This window comes from uncultured Vibrio sp., from assembly GCF_947488985.1.
In the GTDB taxonomy this organism is placed as follows: Bacteria; Pseudomonadota; Gammaproteobacteria; order Enterobacterales; family Vibrionaceae; genus Vibrio.
The window spans coordinates 12,124-28,559 of record NZ_CANLBV010000045.1 but is presented as its reverse complement, the minus strand read 5'-3'; the positions used below and the strand labels follow the sequence as shown (position 1 = coordinate 28,559).

The 16,436-nt window shown below is 45.2% G+C and carries 12 protein-coding genes and 2 pseudogenes; 11 read left to right on the top strand and 3 right to left on the bottom strand.

All coding sequences use genetic code 11. The features are described 5' to 3' along the window. Positions 1-136: 136 nt before the first annotated feature. Entirely contained in the window at positions 137-325 is a 189-nt protein-coding gene (locus tag Q1A70_RS11530; protein ID WP_299691085.1) for a DUF2065 domain-containing protein, read from the bottom strand. Between the two features lie 172 nt (positions 326-497). On the opposite strand from Q1A70_RS11530, the gene Q1A70_RS11525 reads away from it, so the two are divergent. Further along, a complete protein-coding gene (locus tag Q1A70_RS11525) occupies positions 498-1,814 on the top strand; it encodes an adenylosuccinate synthase (RefSeq protein ID WP_299691082.1) in 1,317 nt (438 codons plus the stop codon). A 320-nt stretch (positions 1,815-2,134) separates the two neighbouring features. Continuing rightward, positions 2,135-2,770 carry a tetratricopeptide repeat protein gene (locus Q1A70_RS11520; RefSeq protein WP_299691079.1) on the top strand — a complete coding sequence of 212 codons (636 nt, stop codon included), beginning with the start codon at positions 2,135-2,137 and terminating at the stop codon, positions 2,768-2,770. Between the two features lie 261 nt (positions 2,771-3,031). On the opposite strand, the pseudogene Q1A70_RS11515 reads toward Q1A70_RS11520, so the two are convergent. After that, positions 3,032-3,332: pseudogene (locus Q1A70_RS11515) on the bottom strand (DDE-type integrase/transposase/recombinase); the annotation flags it as partial. A 94-nt stretch (positions 3,333-3,426) separates the two neighbouring features. Between Q1A70_RS11515 and Q1A70_RS11510 the strand changes: the two are divergent. The 7 genes and pseudogenes from Q1A70_RS11510 (at position 3,427) to rplI (ending at position 12,538) form a co-directional block, all read left to right on the top strand. Then, positions 3,427-6,327, top strand: a complete 2,901-nt coding sequence (locus tag Q1A70_RS11510) for a hypothetical protein (protein ID WP_299691076.1) — start codon at positions 3,427-3,429, stop codon at positions 6,325-6,327. A gap of 415 nt (positions 6,328-6,742) precedes the next feature. Then, positions 6,743-7,048 (top strand): annotated as a pseudogene (locus tag Q1A70_RS11505) (DDE-type integrase/transposase/recombinase); the annotation flags it as partial. 239 nt (positions 7,049-7,287) lie between these two features. Further along, positions 7,288-9,789, top strand: a complete 2,502-nt coding sequence (gene rnr, locus Q1A70_RS11500; protein WP_299691073.1) for a ribonuclease R — start codon at positions 7,288-7,290, stop codon at positions 9,787-9,789. Between the two features lie 251 nt (positions 9,790-10,040). After that, a complete protein-coding gene (rlmB, locus tag Q1A70_RS11495; protein ID WP_017632696.1) occupies positions 10,041-10,781 on the top strand; it encodes a 23S rRNA (guanosine(2251)-2'-O)-methyltransferase RlmB in 741 nt (246 codons plus the stop codon). 535 nt (positions 10,782-11,316) lie between these two features. Then, positions 11,317-11,706, top strand: a complete 390-nt coding sequence (gene rpsF, locus Q1A70_RS11490; protein WP_004741278.1) for a 30S ribosomal protein S6 — start codon at positions 11,317-11,319, stop codon at positions 11,704-11,706. A 112-nt stretch (positions 11,707-11,818) separates the two neighbouring features. Continuing rightward, a complete protein-coding gene (gene rpsR, locus Q1A70_RS11485) occupies positions 11,819-12,046 on the top strand; it encodes a 30S ribosomal protein S18 (protein ID WP_000090472.1) in 228 nt (75 codons plus the stop codon). A 39-nt stretch (positions 12,047-12,085) separates the two neighbouring features. Continuing rightward, entirely contained in the window at positions 12,086-12,538 is a 453-nt protein-coding gene (gene rplI / locus Q1A70_RS11480) for a 50S ribosomal protein L9 (protein ID WP_299691066.1), read from the top strand. Between the two features lie 194 nt (positions 12,539-12,732). Here rplI and Q1A70_RS11475 read toward each other — a convergent pair whose 3' ends face one another. Beyond that, the gene (locus Q1A70_RS11475; protein WP_299691063.1) at positions 12,733-13,845 is read right to left on the bottom strand and encodes a DUF481 domain-containing protein; all 1,113 of its coding nucleotides are present in this window, start codon (positions 13,843-13,845) and stop codon (positions 12,733-12,735) included. Positions 13,846-13,951: 106 nt separating this feature from the next. Between Q1A70_RS11475 and Q1A70_RS11470 the strand changes: the two genes are divergently transcribed. Continuing rightward, positions 13,952-15,343, top strand: coding sequence for a replicative DNA helicase (locus tag Q1A70_RS11470; protein ID WP_299691060.1), 1,392 nt, complete (start codon positions 13,952-13,954; stop codon positions 15,341-15,343). 6 nt (positions 15,344-15,349) lie between these two features. Then, positions 15,350-16,435, top strand: a complete 1,086-nt coding sequence (gene alr / locus Q1A70_RS11465; RefSeq protein WP_299691057.1) for an alanine racemase — start codon at positions 15,350-15,352, stop codon at positions 16,433-16,435. The last annotated feature ends 1 nt before the right edge of the window (position 16,436 follow it).

The window sequence follows — 16,436 nt, the reverse complement described above, 5'->3', positions numbered from 1 at the left end:
CTCGAATCTCGAATCTCGAATCTCGAATCTCGAATCTCGAATCTCGAATCTCGAATCTCGAATCTCGAATCTCGAATCTCGAATCTCGAATCTCGAATCTCGAATCTCGAATCTCGAATCTCGAATCTCGAATCTCTTAACCATAAGTCATGAAAGCGATCACCGCGCCAGCGACGACAAGGCAACCTCCAATGCGGCGTAATTGGCTATCAGGTTGCTGGCTAAGTTGAGCCACCATATTTCTCCAGCCGTTTGGGGCGACTAAGGGGCCAAGCCCTTCAACGATAAGAACGAGCCCAATGGCGAACCAAATTGAATCAGACATGATGCTGCCTTTTATCTGCGAAAAGGCAATGATATCAGCATCTTTTTATATTTACCCTTGGTTATACTTGGTTTATTTTTGAACAGGATTCGCGATTATGAACAAAAAGTGACTGCAAAAAGTGTGATTCAGTGCTAGAATCCATTTTTAATTAGCAACAGAAATTGGAAAGATGGGAAATAACGTAGTCGTTCTAGGCACCCAATGGGGTGATGAAGGTAAAGGTAAAATTGTTGACCTTTTAACTGAAGATGCAAAATACGTGGTTCGCTACCAAGGCGGTCACAATGCAGGTCATACACTTGTAATTGACGGTGAAAAAACCGTTCTTCACTTAATTCCATCAGGCATCCTACGCAATAACGTTAAATGTGTTATTGGTAACGGTGTAGTACTATCGCCTGACGCACTTCTAAAAGAAATGAAACCTCTTGAAGAGCGCGGCATTCCAGTTCGTGAGCGTCTTTTCATTTCTGAAGCTTGTCCTTTAATTCTTCCGTACCACATTGCAATCGACAACGCGCGTGAAATCGCTCGTGGCGCGAAAGCTATCGGCACAACAGGTCGTGGTATTGGTCCAGCTTACGAAGATAAAGTTGCTCGTCGCGGTCTACGCGTTGGCGACCTTTTCGATAAAGCAGCATTTGCTGAGAAGCTAAAAGAAGTCATGGAATTCCATAACTTCCAACTAGAGCACTTCTACAAAGCTGACACAGTAAGCTACGAAGAAGTACTTGAGCAAGCGATGAGCTACGCAGATATGTTAACTGCAATGGTTATCGACGTAACTGACGAACTAGACGCAGCACGTAAGCGCGGCGACAAGATCATGTTCGAAGGTGCTCAAGGTACGCTACTCGATATCGACCACGGTACTTACCCATACGTAACGTCTTCTAACACGACCGCTGGTGGTGTTGCTGCCGGTTCTGGTTTCGGTCCTCGTCACATCGGTTACATCCTTGGCATTACTAAGGCTTACTGTACTCGTGTTGGTTCAGGTCCATTCCCAACTGAGCTATACGATGGCCTTGAGAAGCAAGATCCAATTGGTAAGCACCTAGGCGATGTTGGTCACGAGTTTGGCGCAACAACCGGTCGTCTACGTCGTACAGGCTGGTTCGATGCTGTCGCTATGCGTCGTGCAATCCAAATCAACTCTCTATCTGGTATGTGTCTAACTAAACTAGACGTTCTAGATGGCCTAGAAGAACTAAAAATCTGTACTGGTTACAAGATGAAAGACGGTTCTATCCTAGAAGTTTCTCCAATGGCTGCTGAGTCATTCGAAGAAGCAACGCCAATCTACGAAACAATGCCTGGTTGGTCTGAAAACACCTTTGGTGCTAAATCTATCGATGCGCTTCCACAAGCTGCTCTAGATTACATCAAGCGTATCGAAGACCTAACAGGTGTGCCAATTGATATCGTATCAACGGGTCCAGATCGTAACGAAACTATCATCAAGGTTCACCCATACGGCGCGTAATGCCCGCAGAGTGATTACCACAGCATCAATATTGCTTTTGACAATTAAGGTGCTCTGATAATGAAATCGTTTCTAAAAGCCGACTTTATTCAGTCGGCTTTTTAATGCCTGTAATTTAGAGTCTAAGCATTGGCTGGTGATTTTTTGAACAGTATCAGGCAAAATATTGCCCATTAGCGGCAAGTTTTGTCTAAAGGCGTCAGGCTTGTTGCCGATACAGATATCATGGAAAGTGAAGTTCACCCTATTGGGTGCGTGTCGATATCGTCGACGGACTGACCTCAATAGATAACTTTAGCGACAGATAACAGAGTGCAGGTATGAAGCTACGAATGGTAGCAGCTTCATTGGTAATGGCGCTTATCTCACCCTTGAGTCATGCAAACTTAGCTGACGTGGGAGAGCCCGTTCCAATATACACAGAAGCTGAGCTGATTAAATTAATCGAGAATAATCGACACTTAGAGCGAGTGAAAGCGGATCAGTGCCAGTTAGTTGAAGATATCGTGGCTCGCGCAACGCGTATCAGCTTGCCTTCTTACGAGTTTTTATACGGTGATATGCTGGCTTGGGGGGTATGCGTCCCTCAAGATGTAGAGCTTGGTCTTTACTATATGGAGAACGCCGCGCATCAAGGCTTACCGGCTGCACTTGAGCAGCTAGGTCGCTATTATTCTCAGGGTACTTTGGTACAACAAGACAAAGAGCGCGCGATCCCGTACCTGCGTGAAGCGGCCTCTATGGGGAATCTCAGTGCCAGCATCCACTTAGCGGAACTCTTGTTACGTGATTATGGTAGCCCACTGGATTATGAAGACGCTTACCGCTGGTTATATAACTCAGTCACCGCAGACCAAAGGCAACATAAGCGCATTACAGTGCTTCGAAGCGGCTTAGAGCAGCGTATGCCAGACAACATTATTTCTCGAGCCAAACGCCGAGATGTGTTTTGGTAAAATATGTTCTGGTAAACAGAGTATTGAATCACAGCTGATGACTCAACACTGCACTCGTTGAGCGACAACTGGTCACGAAAAGACCCCATACTTATCTACTTTTCACGAGAAAGAGAGGTAATCGATGGGGTCTTTTTGATCCATTCCATAAACTGTTGTCGGTTACCTCAAGCCTAGGCAGCCCTCAATCTGCTCATGACTCCAACCTGTTGATTAATGATAATACTCTCGTTCAATAAAGGTGCCGATAATCTTATCGTGCATCTCTTCCTTTATATGCTCTATGGTTGGTTGGTGCACTTTAAACAACCTGTCGTGCTTTAAGCTTCCGAAGAACCGCTCGACCACGGCATTGTTCCAACAAGCACCGACATTTCCCATGCTCGCCCGCATACTATAACCCTGTAGCTGTTGGCGATATTGTCTACTCGTATACTGGGAGCCTCTGTCGCTGTGGAACACAAGCCCCTTTCTCAGTTGCCTCCAGGTTATATGCCTTTATCAATGCCTTGCTAACCAAGTCAGTTGTCATTCGCCTATCAATAGGCCAGCCAACAACCCTCCAGTCTATGAGTTGATGGTATCGGTGTTGATACAAATGTCGACTATCAACTCTATATAATAAATCGGTTTCTAAAATAAGGAGAAATAAAAAGATGCATTTAAATAAAATTACTTTAATGTTACTTCTTAGTGTGACCTTAAGTGGTTGTGGAAGTGAATCAACTCAAGATGAACCACCCATTGAATTACCACCCATTGAATTACCACCCATTGAATTACCACCCTCAGGTGACGTTTATATTATAGGCGAAGAAGATGTTATCGCCTCAACTCAAATATCCCGAAACCGCTGGGATGAAGGCATTGATCTTTCTAATGTGACGACTCTTTTATTAGATGTAGATGTAGATGTAGATGTAGATGGGGAAAGCCGTGTTCTAATAACAAATAACACACCTAGGACTCTGAAAAATCCATACCTGGTATACCACAATGGTGAGGTGACGAACTATGTGAATGTACGGACAACAATAGAACCATTTACAAGAGTTTATTTGAATAGCCCTGAATCATATAAAGGATTTAACGTTTATTTTCATGAGGACTCTCCCTTTTTTAAAGTGAATATAACCGCTTTTAGCCAATATGCAATAGACCAAGAGATGGAAAGATACCATATGTATGGCTTTGAGCAGGATGTTGTTGGGTATAAGTTTTGGGGAAATAGCTTTAATTATAACAAGTATTTTATTGAGTTCATGAATGATGAGCTTGAAGGGGCAAACATCATTATACCCGAAGACTACGTAAAAGACTACGTAGTCCCTGGATACCATACCACTGTCCCTGGAGCCCAAAATGCACCCTCAAACTTAGGTTTATCAGATAGAATATTAGCAAATGATGATTCTTCTTTCTCAATAAAAATGGCTAATCTATTATTACATAAACCCAATGCTCGGTACCAGCTCTCCGAGAGGGAGGGAACGAATGGAACAGCAACAATTGGGGATGGTTGGCTCATGGTTTGGGACCATACATTACCAGTAATGAGGCTTAGCCCCAACCCAAGTTCTACTTTTCTACATGAGAAGCTTCATAATCATGGTTTCGGGCATGAAGGAAATATGACTTATGGGTGGGCGGATCAAGTGGGAGGCTTTTTTCAAGATAAACTAGAAACTAATTTCTATGATAGTACAAATTATCGTGTTGGCTTGCCGACAAGAGCGGATCAGTTTACAAATAAAAATGGTGAGGCGGTTCTACTTGTGCGTTGGGGGCATACAGAGGCTGAACGTTCAGAACCATTCATTATTGACAGCTTTATCGTAGGGACGACGCTTGGAGATAAAATTACTAACTTAGAGGTTGGGGTATATCAACCAGACGGCACCTTTACGCCGTTTCAAAATAGTAGAACGTATGACAATGGTGCAGTGGTTTTAAGTGAAAATGAAGCAAGCTTGCTATCACTAGACCTAAAAAACTTTAATTTGAATCGACATAACCATGCGGCCCTGTATGTAAAGCTCACCAAGGAGCAAGCCGAACTTAACCCGAATATATATATCAATGCTGGCTCAAGTACGGCTTCAGACCCGAGTCTTTTTGGTAATGGCGTTTTTAACTTTGAACATCCTCTAATTTCTCGATGTGAAGATGGACTTCCCAGTCAGTCTGAACCATCTGATTACTTTAGTACTGGTAGCTGTATTAAAGTAATAGAGTTCGAGTCGATGGCATTCTCCGGCTCTCCAAGTGAGGCAGCACTAAATTATTTAGGCTACCACCGTAGTTCGGGGGGGACACCTAAGAGCTATAATGATTACCGTACATCCGAGGAATTGTTAGAAACCAGTTTTGGGATCTTCGATCAAAGAAGCAACCATGAATTTGATAATGATTTTGCTCACATGCAAGACATTCTCGGACAATTCTCATACTACTGCCAAGACCTAGCGGATATGGAGTTTGATGGGAAAAACAACTGGAGAAGACCAACAGATTCTGAATTAGAAAGTTTAAGTGGGTTTGTGGATGAGAATAGTTATAAAGGCGTGCTCGGGCAGCAAGGTTGGTCTGTTGTTCGGCCTTACCTTAGCCAATCAGCTAAATCTAATGAGCAAAACTATGCTAGATGGTTAGATGGAAGTTTCAAGCAAGATTCTGTTAACTTTACCGATGCCAAGTTTGCTAGTTGTATTTCTCAGGATGGTGAAATACCATTTCAACTTAAAATTAAACGATTAGGGGATAACGTTCTTGAACTGACTGCTGAAGATAACAATGGTAAAACGATCAATAGTCAATCGTTAGAGTGGTATTCTTTAGATAAGCGAATTGCGACGGTAGATAGTCAAGGGAAAGTAGAATTTATTAGCGAAGGTAGCACACATATTGTCGCTAAAAATGATGTGCAGCATGCTGTGTTTGATATGAGTGCAGGATATAATAATCTAATAATCGATTCTAATAATGTTGAAATTGAAGGAGAAGAGACTATTAAAGCAGGCGAATCATCCTTTTTAGATGCTACATATGGTGATGATGGAACAGTCAATCCATTATGGGAGTCACTCACTCCGCATCGTATGATTGTATCCAACACCGGAGAAGTTACAGTACCGTTATATGGTGGTGAATACTTCTTAGATGGATTTATTTCAGCAGAGTTTGATGGCAAAGAAACGATAAAGAAACTTAATGTTGAGATTAATCCGCTTAATGAATTTAATATTGGCGATAAAACCATCATCAATGTCCCAGAGGAATTGTTAGACCCCGACAAATCAGGGTGGGATATGACAAGTTTTTGTGAGGAACTTTATGAAGTGCCGATTGCAACTACGGAAGAGTATCAAACTATTTATGATTACCTAGCTAAAGGTAATCAATTATCTAGGTTGCAGCGTAACCAATATATGACTAGCGATTCTCAGCACTCCTACCAACGAAATATTGTTGAGTTCAAATTAGATTCATTCACGGTTCATTCTCGATCAGCAGACACCACCATTGGTCAAACCCATGGGGTTATGTGTGTGAAGTGATTTTAATTCAGGTTAATGTAAGCATTGTTGTATTCTAGATAAAGCACTATTCGGTTGCAGCTTCTAGGCTGCAACCCTTTCGGACTCTGTCGTAAAATACGATAAGAAGTAGCCCTCAATTTTCGGACATGACTTTAAGTGATTAATCTGTTGCGTCATGTTGAAGTCACTTACCCGAACCAAGCTTGGGCGATTGATACCACCTACATCCGGCTTTGTTGCGTAAATCGAGTGAACTAAATCAGAATCGTACGATCAGATCAGAGACATTCTCTTATTGACTCCGATTTCATGCCTAAGCCGCAATATAAAACCACTAACTAGCCTAGGTATGCCTGAAACTCAGTGCATTGTTTAAGAATTAGGCAACTATGGACCAGGCATGTCTTCTATCTGAATTAAGCAACAAAACCCCTACATCCCAATGACTAAAGGGCTCCTGTACTTAGTTGCTATTATTGACTGGTATAGCCGTAAAGTATTGTCCTGGCGGCTATCTAACACTATAGATACGAGTTTTTGTATCGAAGCTCTTGAGGAAGGGCTTAAGCATTATGGACCGCTAGATATCTTCAATTCAGATCAAGGCAGTCAGTTTACTAGCTCTGAGTTCACACAGAAATTAACTGATCATGGTGTACGGATTAGCATGGATGGGAAAGGTCGTTGGATCGACAACGTTTTTATCGAACGGTTATGGCGTAGCCTGAAATATGAGGAGACACCTATACCATGTTCCGTACAGACTCAGATTGATTACAAAAGCGACAGTTTACTTGAATGGTAGCCATCGAAATATCTCTAAAAAGTGAATTCAGACTCTATTATACCAATCAACAGGTTGGAGTCATGACCCTCAATCTCAGGTTATTTTGGGCTTTTCCAAAGCATATCTGTAGCTTACCCCTAGCATCAGATATACTAAGGGTATATACCTTCCTTGCTTAAGCAGGCCCGCCTATGTCAAAAAACACACCGATGTCAGAAAACGCGACAGCGACCACCACTGTTGATCCCTTTGCCGACCGAGAGTCGCAAAATTACGAAAACCCAGTCCCAAGCCGAGAGTTCATTACTTCGTTTCTAACAGACGCGAATATTCCAATGAATCGCAACGATCTCTTTGAGGCATTAGGTCTTGCTGGTGAGGATCAATACGAAGGGCTGCGTCGTCGTTTACGTGCGATGGAGCGTGATGGACAGCTTATCTTTACTCGTCGCCAGTGCTACGCATTGCCTGAGAAGATGGAGCTGATTAAAGGCTATGTGATTGGTCATAAAGACGGTCATGGTTGGGTTCGCCCGGATGGAAGCGTCGGCAAAGATAATGATATCGTGTTGCCGCATCACCAGATGAAAACCATCATGCACGGTGACTACGTATTGGTTCAGCCTACAGACAACAGTAAGCGTGGTCGTCGTGAAGGCCGTTTGGTTCGTGTGCTTGAAGAGCGTAAAACACCACTGGTTGGTCGCTTCTTCCTCGAGTACGGCCATTCTTACGTCGTTGCCGATGATTCGCGTATTAGTCATGACATCCAGATCCCTACAGAGCATAAAGGCGGTGCTCGAATGGGGAATGTGGTGGTGATTGAAATTACCGATCGCGGTGGCCGTTCTCGTAACATGATGGGTAAAGTGACCGAAGTGCTTGGTGAGAACATGGCGCCGGGTATGGAAACGCAGATCGCGATCCGTACCCACCAGATCCCACAAGAGTGGCCTGAAGCGGTAGATAAGCAAATCGTAAACCTCGGTGAGCATGTTCCTGAAGAAGCAAAAGAAGGCCGTGTTGATCTGCGTAAACTGCCATTGGTGACCATTGATGGTGAAGATGCGCGTGACTTCGATGACGCGGTTTACTGTGAAGCGAAGAAAGGCGGCGGTTGGCGTCTATGGGTTGCGATTGCTGACGTCAGCTACTATGTTCGCCCAGACACCGCGCTAGACAAAGAAGCGATTAACCGTGGTAACTCGGTATACTTCCCGTCACAAGTTGTGCCAATGCTGCCAGAAGTGCTTTCAAATGGCCTGTGTTCATTGAACCCGCAAGTCGACCGTTTATGTATGGTGTGTGAGATGACCATCTCAGACAAAGGTAAGCTGTCGGGTTACAAGCACTACGAAGCGGTAATGAATTCTCATGCTCGTCTGACTTACAACAAAGTCGGCGCGATCTTAGATGGCAATGAAGAGCTGCGTGAGCGTTACGAGCCTGAAGTTCCACATCTTGAAGAACTGCATAAGATGTACAAGGTACTAAAGAAAACGCGTGACGAACGTGGTGCGATTGAGTTTGAAACGGTAGAAACCAAATTTATCTTCAATGCCGATCGTAAGATTGACCGTATTGAGCCCGTGATCCGAAACGATGCACACAAGATCATCGAAGAGTGTATGATTCTGGCTAATATCGCCTCGGCATCTTTTGTTGAAAAAGCCAAAGAGCCAGCACTGTACCGTGTTCACGATACTCCAGGAGAAGAGCGTTTAACTGGCTTTAAGAGCTTCTTAAGTGAGTTAGGTTTAACACTAGAAGGTGGTTTGTCACCTTCTCCGGTCGATTACGCAAAACTGATGCAACAGATCAATGAGCGAGAAGATCGCGAGTTGATTCAAACCATGCTGCTACGCTCAATGAAGCAAGCGGTTTACAACGCGGATAACGCGGGTCACTTTGGCTTGGCACTAAAACGCTATGCTCACTTTACCTCGCCGATTCGTCGTTACCCTGACTTGCTATTGCACCGTGCAATTAAGTACCTTATTGCCAAAGAAGAAGGGCGTAATAGCGATCGTTGGACGCCAACGGGTGGTTACCACTACACTTTCGATGATATGGATTTCTACGGCGAGCAGTGTTCTATGACTGAGCGTCGTGCTGACGATGCAACGCGTGAAGTGAACGACTGGTTGAAGTGTGAATACATGCAAGACCATGTCGGTGAAGTGATGGATGGCGTGATTGCCAACGTCACGGGCTTCGGTTTCTTTGTGCGTCTTACTGAGCTGCACATCGATGGCTTGGTACATATCTCAGCGCTTGCGAACGATTACTACCAATTCGATGCTGTTGGTCAGCGTCTCGTTGGTGAAAGCTCAGGTAATATCTACCGCTTGGGTGACTCGGTGAAAGTGAAGGTTTCTGCGGTGAATTTAGAAACCCGTCAAATCGACTTTGATTTAGAAAACACCGATCGTCAGCCGCGCGGTAAAGGCAAAACAGCCAAGAAGCGTGCAGCTGAAGCGATGAAAAAGGCGAAAAGCAAGAAGCGCTCTGCGGTGAAGAGCAACAAGCCGGGCGTATCAGCGAAGCCTTTGGTTGAGCCAACTAAGCGACCTGATGGAAGCAGCGAAGGCCCAGCTAAGAAGAAAAAGCCAGCGAACAAGACCGGTGCTGCTAAAGCGCGCGCTAAGAAAAAGCGTGCTGCAACCCGTAAGCCAAAGGCTGATAAGTCTTAAGAATGTCTTAAGGTCTTAAGGTCTTAAGGTCACAAGGTCACAAGGTCACAAGGTCTAAGGTCATAAGGTCACAAGGTCTAAGGTCATAAGGCGCTGTGCTAATTAGCGATAGCGCCCCACTCAGTTAATATGAGCGTATCTATATGCGAGAGTATCAGGCGGAAAATGCATACTCTCGAAATAAACCATACAGAGATGAATACGTCGGTTTGACGTCACTCTTCTCTGGGTAATAAGAGTAATTTGAGACAATGAGTAACGAATTTATTTACGGTATTCACGCGGTGAAAGCCGTACTAGAAAAAGATCCAGCACGTTTTATCGAAGCGTATGTACTGAAAGGTCGTCAAGACGAGCGCCTTCTTCCATTACTGAACCAACTGCAACAGTTCGGTGTCTCGATCCAACAGATGGGTCGTAAGCCACTGGATGAAAAAGCACAAGGTGCAAACCACCAAGGTATTATCGCTAAAGTAAAGCCTGCTAAGCAGCTTAACGAAACTCACCTAGACGACATTCTAGCGCAGCACGAACAGCCACTGTTGTTGGTTTTAGATGGTGTAACAGACCCTCACAACCTTGGTGCTTGTCTACGTAATGCCGATGCCGCAGGTGTGGCTGCGGTTATCGTACCAAAAGACCGTTCTTCGCCGTTAACGGCAACGGTTAGCAAGGTAGCGTGTGGTGCAGCTGAAACGGTTCCTCTCGTGCGTGTAACTAATCTAGCTCGCACGATGCGTGCACTGCAAGAGCAGGGCGTATGGTTCGTGGGCACGGCAGGTGAAGCAACGCATGACATCTACCAAGCGAAACTAACAGGCCCACTTGCGGTTGTGATGGGGGCAGAAGGTGACGGTATGCGTCGTCTAACGCGTGAAACTTGTGATGATCTCATCAAGATCCCGATGGCGGGTAGCGTATCAAGCCTGAACGTGTCTGTAGCTTCTGGTATTTGTTTGTTTGAAGCGGTACGTCAGCGCCTAGCGCAGTAAATTACTCATTGAATTGATTTATTTCTAACGCCCACCACATGCTGGTGGGCGTTTGTTTTCATCGAATTAAGGCCGATCTCAATAGAACCGCGGATGGTAAGGGGCTGTTGCTCTTTCGTGGTTGAATTTTGTTCGAGATAAAATCGTTTTAGGCGCGGCGAAGAGTATGTAGCCTAGTCATTCTAAGCAAATATTCTTCAACAAAGCATAAAACGATTTTAGCCGAACCCTTCGGGCAGCCTTTGTGGTTCATTTCTACTGCGTTATCGGCTTTTTATGTAGGCTAGCTACACGTCAAAGCCTCTGTCTTGTATAAATTTCCCACAAAGAGCTGCAAAAGCCAGCTCGAAAGATTAACAGCCCCTAAATGGCGAAAGAAAAACTGTTTCATTATTCGCCAAATAGCGCTTGCCAATACTGAGTTCTTTCTATAACATTTGCCGTCCTTAAAACTCGGTCATTTATCTTTAGTTCCTTGCTTCCTCTGGACGACCGGGCCACTCGTGGAAGCTAATAATCCGTAAGGAGCAACCAAATGCGTCATTACGAAATCGTATTCATGGTTCACCCTGATCAAAGCGAGCAAGTTGCTGGCATGATCGAGCGTTACACTGGTTCTATCACTGAAGCTGGCGGTACTATCCACCGTCTAGAAGACTGGGGTCGTCGTCAAATGGCTTACCCAATCAACAAGCTTCACAAAGCTCACTACGTTCTTATGAACGTTGAAGCTGGTCAAGAAGTGATTGACGAGCTAGAAACTGCTTTCCGTTTCAACGATGCAGTTCTACGTAACATGATCATGCGCACTAAAGGCGCTGTGACTGAGCAATCTATTATGCTTAAGCAAAAAGAAGAGCGTGCAGAGCGTGCTCCTCGTCGTGAAGAGCGTACAGAAGCTAAACCAGAAGCAGCTGCTGAGTAATTCTTTTTTGGCTTAATGCCTTAAAAAATTCTCAACTTGTTTTAGGTCGTTGATGGTTATTTCGATAACCGTGAAAGACCGCTTTACTAAATTTAAGATCAGGAGATAGCCCATGGCTCGTTTCTTCCGTCGTCGTAAATTCTGCCGTTTCACTGCAGAAGGCGTACAAGAGATTGACTACAAAGACGTAGCAACTCTTAAAAACTACATCACTGAAGCTGGTAAAATCGTACCTAGCCGTATCACTGGTACAAGCGCTAAGTACCAGCGTCAACTAGCTCGCGCTATCAAGCGTTCTCGTTACCTAGCTCTACTACCGTACACTGACAAGCATCAGTAATCGGTAATAGTTAATAATAGTTATAAGAGGACTAAGATAATGCAAGTTATTCTACTTGATAAGATCGGTAACCTAGGTGGCCTTGGCGACCAAGTAAACGTTAAATCTGGTTACGCTCGTAACTTCCTTATCCCACAGGGTAAAGCAGTTATGGCAACTAAAGACAACGTTGCTATGTTCGAAACTCGTCGTGCTGAACTAGAAGCTAAAGTTGCTGAGCAACTAGCTGCTGCTGAAGCTCGTGCAGAGAGCGTTAACACTCTAGAAGGCGTTACAATCGCTTCTAAAGCTGGTGACGAAGGTAAACTATTCGGTTCTATCGGTACTCGTGACATCGCTGACGCTATTACAGCGGCAGGTGTTGCAGTAGCTAAGAGCGAAGTACGCCTACCTGAAGGCGCTCTACGTAACATCGGCGAATTCGAAGTAAGCATCCAACTTCACTCTGAAGTTTTTGCTACTGCGAACATCGCTATCGTTGCTGCTGAGTAATTTCAGTACCAAGACGAATTCTTTCTTTTGAAAGTTTTAAACACCAGCTTCGGCTGGTGTTTTTTTATGTCTGGAATATAGAAGTATAGGAAGGATGACACTAGGGCGTGTTGACCTTTCGTGGTTAAATTTTCTTCGAGATAAAAGCGTTTTAATCGCGGCGAGGGGGAAGTAGCCAGTCGTAGTCGCTAAGCTTAGAATTGGAATAGCAGGTTAACCGACAGCACCGAGTCGCCTTTGCTTAACCCTTCAGGTACCTTATCGTGGTATTGTTGAGAGTGCGCTATCTTCAAGGCAATATTATCCGTGATATCGTTGATCGCCTCTAATTCGGTATTGACACTCAAGTTACTGTTACCCGAGACCAGTGTCACATCGGCTTTGAGTTGCAAGTTGGGTAACGCCTGCCAAGACGTATTGATATTGCTACGAAGAATCGATTCTTTAACAATTTCTGGAAAGATGATGTCATCATCGTCTATTTCATCAAGGTTGGGCTCTTGATAGCGATAACCTGGCCCCACTTCCACTTCCAACACAAACTCTTCGGTATTTGAAAACTGGTAACCAAGACCACTCGAAATTGTGTAGTCCTTAAAATAGGCGCTATATCGTGAATCGACCCCTTTAAAGCTGCCGTAGAGATAGGTTTTCGGACTTAACTTGTAGTCACTCTGAGCGGTGTAAGTTGATTGTCTTTTATCTTCTTCGCCATCTTTGTAGAGATTGTAATACTTCCATTCTCCACTACTTCTGTGGCGACCCGTTGTGTACTCACCTTTTAGGCGGGTGTTCAGTGAGCGTGAATCCGTATTCCCCGTATGCGACTGATAACCCAATTCTATTTCAGTCTTGAGTGGATTGGGCAGCTCGGTATCGACGGGTTCTGGAATGAGCTCCAGATCCGTTTTGGGTAGGGGCGTAGTGACTTCGGGTTCTACGCTCGGCTCCGGTAAAACGATAGAGTCAAGGATAGCGTCAACCGAGTCTTTGGTATTCGTTGAGGATTGAGTGTCAGTCGACGTTTGATCTTCAGCTAAGGATTGAGTATCCGTTGGCGTTTGAGTATTGGTCGAGGTCTGAGGATCAGCTGCCAGCGCATCATCGGCCAATGCCAGCGGCGTACTCAGAAAACCTGTACTCAGAAGACTCGTGCTCAGAAAACCTGTACTCAGAAGGCTAGATCTCAGAAGATGAGATCTTAGAATACTAGAGCTCAGAGCCAGTAATTTGGACACGCATACCTCAGTTATACAATTAATGAATGGAAAGATCGTAATGCTACCCTTGGTTAATTCCGTCAGCAATAGGTAAATTTTTGCTGAACAATAAAACAAACCATTAGGATAGGATTACAAATGGATGTTCTTGGGTATAATGAAGGATCTTTATTAGTTATTGAGTGTAGTCATAGTGGATAGCAAAAGTCAGAAATCAGCCAACGATCAGGTGGATGCCATTAAGGTCCCACCACATTCATTAGAAGCTGAGCAATCTGTGATTGGTGGTTTGTTGCTGGATAACGAACGCTGGGACACGGTGGCTGAAAAGGTTGTGGCCAAAGACTTTTATAGCCGTCCTCACCGTCTGATCTTTGAAGCGGTAAAAGATATCCTCGAAGAAAGTGCTCCTCTGGATCTTATTACACTCTCTGAACATTTAGAGCTACGCGAACAACTCGAGGAAGTGGGTGGCTTTGCCTACCTTGCCGATCTTGCCAAGAACACGCCAAGTGCCGCCAACATTAATGCGTACGCCGATATCGTGGCGCAACGTGCGTTGGTGCGTAGCTTAATTGGCGTGGCGAATGAGATTGCGGATTCAGGCTATGATCCACAAGGTCGCTCCTCGGAAGAGCTGGTTGATCTTGCTGAAAGTAAGGTATTTGCGATCGCCGAAGGTCGTGCCAGCGAAAACGAAGGCCCGCAGAACGTCGACAACATTCTAGAGAAGACCTTAGAACGTATCGAGATCCTGTATAAAACGCCACAAGATGGTGTGACCGGGGTCGATACGGGGTTTAACGATCTCAATAAAAAGACCGCAGGTCTGCAAGGCTCTGACTTAATCATTGTTGCTGCTCGTCCATCGATGGGTAAAACCACGTTTGCGATGAACTTGTGTGAAAACGCCGCGATGAAGCAAGACAAGCCGGTTTTAATCTTCTCATTAGAGATGCCAGCCGAACAGCTGATGATGCGTATGCTTGCGTCACTGTCTCGCGTTGACCAAACCAAGATCCGGACCGGGCAACTGGACGATGAGGATTGGGCTCGTATCTCATCGAGCATGGGTATTCTGATGGAAAAGAAGAATATGTATATCGATGATAGCTCAGGCCTAACGCCGACCGAAGTTCGTTCGCGTGCGCGACGCATTGCTCGTGAGCACGATGGTCTCTCTATGATTATGATCGATTACCTGCAATTGATGCGCGTCCCTTCACTGTCTGAGAACCGTACTCTTGAGATCGCCGAGATCTCTCGCTCATTGAAAGCGTTGGCGAAAGAACTGAACGTTCCGGTTGTCGCACTTTCTCAGCTTAACCGTTCCCTAGAGCAACGTGCTGATAAGCGCCCAGTAAACTCGGATTTGCGTGAATCAGGTTCGATCGAGCAAGATGCCGATTTGATCATGTTTATCTATCGTGATGAGGTTTATAACCCAGATAGCTCACTAAAAGGCATTGCTGAGATCATCCTTGGTAAGCAACGTAACGGTCCTATCGGTTCGGTTCGTCTGACTTTCCAAGGTCAACACTCCCGATTTGATAACTATGCAGGTCCTGCATTTGATGATGAGTAATCGTTAATGACCTACATGAAGGCCGCGACGGCGAGCATTGATTTAAATGCGCTTGAATACAATCTTGGTCAAATCAAGTCGAAGGCTCCACACTGTAAAGTCATGTCGGTTGTCAAAGCCAACGGCTACGGGCATGGGTTACTGGATATCGCTAAGTACTCCAAAAACTCCGATGCTTTTGGCGTAGCTCGGATTGAAGAAGCCTTACAGCTGCGTGCGGGTGGTATTGTCCAACCTATTTTATTGCTTGAGGGTTTTTACTCATCAGGTGATCTGCCGATATTGGTAACCAACAACATTCAAACCGTGGTGCATTGCGAAGAGCAATTGAGCGCGCTAGAGAATGCCGATTTAGACACACCCGTCGTGGTCTGGCTAAAAATCGACAGTGGCATGCATCGCTTAGGCGTTCGTCCTGAGCAATATCAACATTTTGTTGAGCGTTTACACCGCTGTGCCAATGTTGCCAAACCTCTACGTTACATGAGCCACTTCGGTTGTGCTGATGAGTTAGATAGAACGACCACGACAGAGCAGACTGAACTCTTCTTATCGTTAACTGATGGCTGTGAAGGCGAGCGTTCGCTTGCCGCCTCTGCAGGTCTATTAGCTTGGCCTGACAGCCACCTAGATTGGGTGCGCCCTGGGATCATCGCTTACGGCGTTTCTCCATTTGTCGATAAATCCGCTCAAGAGCTTGGCTTTTTACCTGTGATGACACTGACTTCTCACCTGATTGCCGTTCGCGATTTGAAAGCCGGCGAAAGCGTGGGTTATGGCGGTAACTGGACCAGCGAGCGCGACACCAAGGTCGGGGTGATTGCAATTGGTTACGGTGATGGCTACCCGCGCATGGCTCCTAATGGAACACCTGTGTTAGTTAATGGCCGTAAGGCTCCGATTGCCGGTCGCGTCTCTATGGATATGCTAACGGTCGATTTAGGGCCGGATGCCACGGATAAAGTCGGTGATGAAGCGACACTTTGGGGGAAAGATTTACCCTCAGAGGAGGTCGCGAAGCACATTGGCACAATTGCTTACGAGCTGGTGACGAAGCTGACTTCGCGCGTTACGATGGAGTATGTTAGATAAA